The following is a 6,996-nucleotide window of genomic DNA, read 5'->3' on the forward strand; positions in this document are numbered from 1 at the left end:
GTGATGGGGCGAGGGCGCTGTTTAATTGGGTGTTTAACGTGGGTTTAAAACGCGGGCCAGCCGTCATAGGGCTTCATGCTCTTTCGATATAAGCCCTATTAACTCCGGTGCTTTGATGTGTTGGCCGACTTTTAGCGATTCAAGCCAAATCGCTTCATCAGAATTTTTTGCAGCAGCCCGCTCGGCACCAGCGCGGCGAGCAGCGGCAGAGCGCGGCTGCCATTACCGTACCTCAGCAGGTGGGGTGGTTTTGGGCGGTCTACGGCGTTAAGTACGGCTGTGGCGAACGCGGTGGCGGGGGTGGGGTTGTCTTGCGAAGCTTTGGCCCGTGCACGAATGCCTTCACGCATCGGCCACCATGGGGAGTTTTCGCTGATCAAGTGCTCAGCCTGATCGCTGGCATTTTTCGCAAACTGGGTGTTGATGGCGCCCGGCTGGACTTCCAGAACGCGTATACCGAATGGCGCCAACTCCATGCGCAAGGCGTCGCTCAGTGCATGGACCGCTGCTTTCGAGGCGCAGTACGCCCCGGCGAACGGGGTGACGAGTACGCCGGACACGCTGCCGATGTTCACCACCAGCCCTTGCTTGCGACGCAGTTGAGTAAACAACGCGCGGGTGACGCCGACCACTGAAAACACATTGGTTTCAAATTGCTGCTGCAGGCCTTCAACACCCCCGTCGAGCACCGGGCCCATGGCGCCGTAGCCGGCGTTGTTGATCAACACGTCCAGGCCATCGGTCTCCTGGCTCAGACGCTCAGCCAGTTGCGCCAGGGCTGCCGGATCATTGACGTCCAGTTGCAGGGCGATAAATCCGGCGGCGGCCAAGTGCTCGACATCGTGCGGTTTGCGGGCGCTGGCCCACACTTCGTGGCCCGCCGCCTTGAAAGCATCGGCCATGGCGCGGCCGATGCCGCTGGAGCACCCGGTAATCAAAACACGGCGCATCGAAATATCCTTAATTGGAGAAGCTGCCTTGCAGGCGCTCAGCGCGAAATTCCAGGCTTGGCGCGCGATACCCGGTGCGCAGCGGCGGCATTGGCAAACAGTCTTTCCACGAGGCGCCCGCTTGCAACTCACCGGGGCCACGATAATGCGGGGCCGTGTACTGGTTGTCAGCGAGGTTGACCGTGTCACCCGGCGCGTACGCCGCGATCCGCCAGGACAACTCGCTCAACGGCACGTCATTGCTGTTGGTCAGGGTTAACTGCAGCGGGCGATCTGCGGGGCATTGTGCCGGGTCGTAGACAATGCGCAGATCCAGCCGGGCCAATTGATCGGCCTCCCGGCTGTCTTGCCAGGCCACGCAGGCAGCCACTATTGCCAATCCGACCAGCGCTGCCAGCGACACCGGAAACGCCTTGCGCGGGTAGCGCAGCAACAGTACGAGCCAGGCAATGATGAGTAAAACGCCGACAAACATGGCTACGCCTCTACTCGGGAGCTTCGTCGCGCAAGAAAACCAGCAGATCGGGCTTTGACTGTTCAGCGCTGTAACGATAGCCCTGAGCGTCAAACTGCTTGAGATCGGCCGGGTTGTTAATGCGTTCCTTGATCACAAAACGGCTCATCATGCCGCGCGCTTTTTTAGCGTAGAAGCTGATGATTTTGTGCTGACCGTTTTTCAGGTCCTTGAATTCAGTATTGATGATGCGGGCGTTCAGGGCTGACTTTTTTACCGCCGAGAAGTACTCGTTGGAGGCCAGATTCAGCAACACGTCATCGCCTTGCTCGGCCAGCGCCTCATTCAGCCATTCGCTGATACGGGTGCCCCAGAACGCGTACAAATCCTTGCCCCTGGCATTGGCCAGTTTGGTGCCCATTTCCAGGCGGTACGGTTGCATCAAGTCCAGCGGGCGCAGCAAGCCGTAAAGCCCGGAGAGCATGCGCAGATGCGTTTGAGCGTAGTCGAAATCGGCCTCGCTGAAGTCCACCGCATTCAAGCCGGTATACACATCGCCTTTAAACGCCAGCAGCGCCTGTTTAGCGTTGTCAGGGGTGAACTCCGGGGTCCAGCTGCCGAAACGGGCGGCGTTAAGGCCCGAGAGTTTGTCGGACAAATGCATCAGCTCGCCAATCTGTTGCGGGCTTAGTGTGCGCAGTTGTTCGATCAACTCCTGGGAGTGATCCAGGTATTGCGGCAAGGTGAAACGCGCAGTGGCTGGCGGCGTCTCGTAGTCGAGGGTTTTAGCGGGTGAAATCACCATCAGCATGAGGTCGTCTCCTGTTAGCGTCCGGACGATTCTAGGGGGTTGAGCGGTTTGACTCCACCTATGGTGGTGATAGGCCCTGAAAAACAAGGCGCTGTAGTCGCTGACGAGGCACGAAGGCTGCGTTAAGGGGCAGATCAAAAGATCGCGAGGCAAGCTCGCTCCTACGGGGGAATGGGTTAGCGGTTATAGTGCTGGCAGTTTTTAGACGGAGATGGCTCTGTGCGCATTGCTCTTTTTTTGTCGGCCTGGCTGGTGTGTCTGGGGGCAGTGGCGGCGCCCAATGATCCGGCGACGCTGGATCGCACGACCTGGCCAGAGCCATTGAGCAGCCCGGCCCTGTTCGATGTCGCCTCGCGTGCCGAGATCCTGACGTTCGCCCACGCCCTGCTGGTCAGCGAAGGGCTGGATGAGAACGGCCTTAAAGAGCGCCTGGGCCTCAAGGTCATCAATATGGATGCGATTGATAAAGTCCGTCAGCGCCTGTGGCAACGCCTGTTGGCCAATTACAACTTTGCCCAGCAAAGCTGTGATCAGGATGCTTCGTTCTGTTATTACGTCGAAGACATGGCCAGCCTGCGTGAACAGGCGGGCAAGTTCGAAGTGGCCGATGATTCCTTCTACGTGAAATGGGCCGAACCGAGTGCAGAGTTTCACCGCCGCTACCTGTATGAACAGTTGCGCCTGGCCGCGCTGTCGCCACAAATCAGCAGCGAAATCGCGCTGCTGGGCGATCAGGAGTTCAATGGCGAGGACATGCACGACCGGCTGTTCATGCTGACCTTCGACAGCGGCCCGACGGTCATCGGCGGCACCACCGACTGGCTTACTGACTATCTGCGCAAACAGTCCATGAGCGCGACGTTTTTTGTCTTGGGCAACAGCTTGAAAGCTCGACTCGACAAAAGCTCCGAGCAGGCCCTGAGGGCGCTGTACAAAGGTCAATGTGTAGGCGTGCAAGGGTGGGAATATCGGGCCCACAGTCATTGGCAAAACTGGCAGGACTCGGTGCTGCGCAGTACCGCGCTGGTGAAACAGGTGTTGCCGCAACACTACGTGCCGCTGTTCCGGCCGCCTTACGGCCAGCGCAGGGCTGATAGCGGGGCGTTTTTTGACTCCCAGGGCTTGCAGGTGGCGTTGTGGAACATTGACTCGCAAGACCTGGCCGGCAGCCTTACGGCCGAGCAGTCGGCACACCGCGTATTGACCTTGATGCTGTTGTGGCGCCATGGCCTGATTGCCTTCCATGACACCCAGGACAAAGTCCGCAGCGCATTGCCCTGGCTACTCAAGGCCACTGTGCAGAGCGGGTTGGGCTGGGAGGAGTGCGAGGCTTTGGGGGCTCAGTAATCAGTGCGCCCGCCCGATTGGACGAGCGCTTTGTTGTAACCCTTACAAAAGGCGCAAGGCCAGTTCTGAGCCTGCGCGAAGATATTCCACTTGTGACACCACGGCATCTTTGACGATGGCTTCGCCGGTGTCGGTCAGTTGGGCTTTTTTTGCATCAATGACCGACAGCTGTAGCAGTTGCATGGCGACGTCCATGGCTTTTTGGAAAGCGGTGATGTTGTTGTGCTGGCCAAACTCATTGATGACCGCCGCCATGCGTTCGTCAGCGTTGTCGCGCAGCTGGCGGTATTCAGTCACAGACACGCTGCCGTCCTGGTAAATCTCGAGCAGCATTTGCTCCAGGGTTTTGGAAATAGGGGTCATACGGATTCCTTTGGCATAAAAAATGTGAGCGCAGGCCTTAATGAACCGGTGCGTCACGAAGCTTAGTGCTGCCAAAGAGAAAGACGGGTAGGGGGCATCCCGGCGTTTTGTAAGAGCCGTCCGGCCTTGTGGGGAGAGATTTCGAGGCGGTATTTTCGGCGCGCCGAAGCAGGCGAATACTGGATTAAATGCCGCAGGTTGTGTCAGGTAACTACTGAGCCTAGTAGCAATTTTGCAGGTCGCCAAGGCTATTCGTCAGTCAGAAAAATAAAACTGCCAAACAGTAAAAATACTTTTTTTTGTCACATGATTTGGAGTATTACCAAGACAGACCGCCGAAACCTGCAACACAGGTGGCGTCTTCCAAGACCCATCGGGCAGGGCATTCATCTGACAGAAACAGATGAATTCGACAGTCACTCGAGGCGCAGCACTGTTGCGGTATTGCGTCGAATGGCTCCCACAAAGGTGACCGAGTATGGATGATCACGGACGCACTCCTTCTTCCAACCAGCCAATCCTTTATGTACTCGATACCAATGTTCTGATTCACGATCCAAATGCTTTGCTCAACTTCGAGGAACACCACGTCGCTATCCCGATGACGGTGCTTGAAGAGCTCGACAAACTCAAAACCGGCAAGCTATTGGTGGCAGCGGAGTGTCGCCAGGCAATTCGTTTGATCGATCAGACCCTGGGCGTGGCTTCGCCAGAAGACGTTGAAAAGGGCGTGCCGATCCAGCGAGGCAAAAGCGGGCCCAAGGGCTTTCTGTCAATCCTGATGAACAAGCGCAGAGAGCCTAATGCGCTGCTCCCCGAAAACCTCAACGACAACATCATCATCAATCAACTGATTGACCTGCACGCCCGTGAACCGAACCTGCACGTGGTGCTGGTGACCAAAGACATCAACATGCGGCTCAAGGCTCGCGCCTGTGGGGTCGAGTCCGAGGACTACAGCACTGACCAACTGGTTGACGACGTGTCGATGCTGTCACGCGGCTACCACACCATGACCGGTTCGTTCTGGGACCGCGTGAGCAAGGTCGAAACCCGTCAAGGGCACGGCCGCACCTGGCATCAGGTGCAAATGAACGAAAACCTGCCATCGGTGCACATCAACGAATTCATCATTGATGAGCAAGGGTTTGTGGGCTGGATCAAAGAGGTGCGCAAGGACCACCTGCTGATTCTCGACATGCACCAGGAACCGTTGCTGCACCAGGAAGCCTGGGGCTTGAAACCGCGGGATATTTACCAGGGGCTGGCGCTGTTCGCCTTGCTCGATCCGGATATTCATCTGGTTAACCTGTCGGGTGCGGCGGGTTCGGGCAAAACCATTCTGGCGCTGGCGGCCGCCATTGAACAAACCATGGTCAGCAAGCGCTACCGGCGCATTATCTGTACCCGCAGCGTGCAAGGGCTGGATCAGGAAATCGGCTTCCTGCCGGGCACCGAGGCCGAGAAGATGGAGCCGTGGCTGGGGGCCATCACCGACAACCTTGAAGCCCTGCACATGGATGACGAAAACACCCACGGCAGCGTGGATTACATCCTCAGCAAAGTGCCTTTGCAGTTCAAATCGCTTAACTACATCCGGGGGCGTAGTTTCCAGCAAAGCCTGATCTTGATTGACGAGTGCCAGAACCTCACGCCGCACCAGATGAAAACCATCATCACCCGGGCGGGCGCGGGCTCTAAAGTGGTGTGCCTGGGCAACCTGGCGCAGATCGATACGCCTTACCTGTCGGCCACCAGTTCGGGGCTGACCTACCTGACGGAGCGTTTCAAAGACTTCCCCAACGGTGTGCACATCGCCCTGCAAGGCGTCCCTCGTTCGATCCTGGCCGAGTACGCAGAGTCGCATCTCTAACACTTCTGACATAACCTTGATCCGGGCGGCCTAGAGCCGCCCGGTTTCGTTGTGGCGCCAGCCATGTTTAATCAGGAGCTGCCAAGGTGTTACTGCGCACTATCGATTTGAATCTGCTGGTGGTGCTCGATGCGCTGCTCACGGAAAAGCACGTGACCCGCACCGGTGTGCGTTTGCACTTGAGCCAGCCGGCCATCAGCCATTCGCTGAGCAAGCTGCGGTTATTGCTCAATGACCCGCTGCTGATTCGGCAGGGCAACGAAGTGGTGCTCAGTACGCTGGCGCAAAACATTCAGGCGCCGCTCAAGGTGATTTTGGGGCAGATCGAAACCTTGCTCGGTCAGTCGGTCGACTTTGTGCCGGGGGAATCGCAACGCACATTCCGCGTGGCGATGTCCGATTACGGCGCGGCCATCGTGTTGCCCAAGTTGGTGGAGCAATTGCGCGAGCTGGCGCCCGGCATCTCGCTGGTGGTGGTCCAGGACAGCCGCCTGGGCATGCTCGAACAACTCGAACACGGCAAGATAGACCTCGCGCTGGGTGTTTTTGCCACGCTGCCCGAGTTCCTCTGCAGCGAGGTGTTGTTCGAAGAAACCTTTACCTGCCTGCTCAACCGCAACGTCCTGCCCGAGAATGGCGTGCTGGACCTCGATACCTATCTGCAACGGCCCCACGTGCTGGTGTCGATGGACGGCAACACCCAGGGCGAAGTCGACAACGTATTGCGCGCCCAGGGCTTGCAGCGCCATGTCGCGGTGAACGTGCCTCATTGGAGCGCAGCCCCAAGCGTCATTGGCGATACGGACCTGATTCTGACGGTTGCCACCCGCACCCTGGGCAGCCTGCCATTGGCCGATTCACTGGTCAGATTGCCGCCGCCGTTGAACGTGGCGCCGTTTAACTACGTGCAAGTCTGGCATCAGCGTTTCAGTGACGATCCGGGGCATCGCTGGCTGCGGGGTGTGCTTCGCCAAATTTCACTGTAGGAGCTTGTCTCGCGATCTTTTAAAAAATCAAAAGATCGCGAGGCAAGCTCGCTCCTATCAAACACAAAATAAGTGATTGATTCTAAAGGCCCTGTAGGAGCGAGCTTGCTCGCGATCTGTTGATCCTGATCTGGTTTTTGATCTTGATCTAAGAGGCCCCGTTAAACCACGCTGGCCGAACGCAGGTTTTGCGCAGTGGGTAACCCGGCAGG

Annotated in this window: 7 protein-coding genes; 3 read left to right on the forward strand and 4 right to left on the reverse strand. The window is 57.7% G+C overall.

Annotation, left to right across the window (positions count from 1 at the left end; genetic code table 11):
- Window positions 1-131: 131 nt before the first annotated feature.
- Genes AAEZ03_RS18490 through yaaA form a run of 3 tightly spaced genes read right to left on the reverse strand, consistent with a single transcriptional unit; the run spans window position 132 to window position 2,215 of the window.
- Window positions 132-950 carry an SDR family oxidoreductase gene (locus tag AAEZ03_RS18490; RefSeq protein WP_350580558.1) on the reverse strand — a complete coding sequence of 273 codons (819 nt, stop codon included), beginning with the start codon at window positions 948-950 and terminating at the stop codon, window positions 132-134.
- Window positions 951-960: 10 nt separating this feature from the next.
- Window positions 961-1,425 carry a multidrug transporter gene (locus AAEZ03_RS18495; protein WP_262124586.1) on the reverse strand — a complete coding sequence of 155 codons (465 nt, stop codon included), beginning with the start codon at window positions 1,423-1,425 and terminating at the stop codon, window positions 961-963.
- Window positions 1,426-1,435: 10 nt separating this feature from the next.
- On the reverse strand, window positions 1,436-2,215 hold the full coding sequence (yaaA, locus tag AAEZ03_RS18500) for a peroxide stress protein YaaA (RefSeq protein WP_048389799.1): 780 nt from the start codon (window positions 2,213-2,215) through the stop codon (window positions 1,436-1,438).
- Window positions 2,216-2,434: 219 nt separating this feature from the next.
- Here yaaA and AAEZ03_RS18505 point away from each other — a divergent pair, with 219 nt between their 5' ends.
- A complete protein-coding gene (locus AAEZ03_RS18505; RefSeq protein WP_350580561.1) occupies window positions 2,435-3,562 on the forward strand; it encodes a polysaccharide deacetylase family protein in 1,128 nt (375 codons plus the stop codon).
- Between the two features lie 42 nt (window positions 3,563-3,604).
- Here AAEZ03_RS18505 and AAEZ03_RS18510 read toward each other — a convergent pair whose 3' ends face one another.
- Window positions 3,605-3,925, reverse strand: coding sequence for a hypothetical protein (locus tag AAEZ03_RS18510; RefSeq protein WP_123749661.1), 321 nt, complete (start codon window positions 3,923-3,925; stop codon window positions 3,605-3,607).
- 478 nt (window positions 3,926-4,403) lie between these two features.
- On the opposite strand from AAEZ03_RS18510, the gene AAEZ03_RS18515 reads away from it, so the two are divergent.
- Together AAEZ03_RS18515 and AAEZ03_RS18520 are read left to right on the forward strand one after the other, a co-directional pair.
- Window positions 4,404-5,798: a PhoH family protein gene (locus AAEZ03_RS18515; RefSeq protein ID WP_123749662.1), complete on the forward strand. Its 1,395-nt coding sequence runs from the start codon at window positions 4,404-4,406 to the stop codon at window positions 5,796-5,798.
- 86 nt (window positions 5,799-5,884) lie between these two features.
- Entirely contained in the window at window positions 5,885-6,784 is a 900-nt protein-coding gene (locus AAEZ03_RS18520) for a LysR family transcriptional regulator (protein ID WP_350580564.1), read from the forward strand.
- Window positions 6,785-6,996 lie beyond the last annotated feature (212 nt).

The organism is Pseudomonas sp. HY2-MNA-CIBAN-0224, from assembly GCF_040310285.1.
GTDB lineage: Bacteria > Pseudomonadota > Gammaproteobacteria > Pseudomonadales > Pseudomonadaceae > Aquipseudomonas > Aquipseudomonas helleri.

Bases quoted from the DNA above. Each gene is read 5' to 3' on its own strand.
- AAEZ03_RS18490 (WP_350580558.1), bottom strand. From the start codon at position 950: ATGCGCCGTGTTTTGATTACCGGGTGCTCCAGCGGCATCGGCCGCGCC.
- AAEZ03_RS18495 (WP_262124586.1), bottom strand. From the start codon at position 1,425: ATGTTTGTCGGCGTTTTACTCATCATTGCCTGGCTCGTACTGTTGCTG.
- yaaA (WP_048389799.1), bottom strand. From the start codon at position 2,215: ATGCTGATGGTGATTTCACCCGCTAAAACCCTCGACTACGAGACGCCG.
- AAEZ03_RS18510 (WP_123749661.1), bottom strand. From the start codon at position 3,925: ATGACCCCTATTTCCAAAACCCTGGAGCAAATGCTGCTCGAGATTTAC.
- AAEZ03_RS18515 (WP_123749662.1), top strand. From the start codon at position 4,404: ATGGATGATCACGGACGCACTCCTTCTTCCAACCAGCCAATCCTTTAT.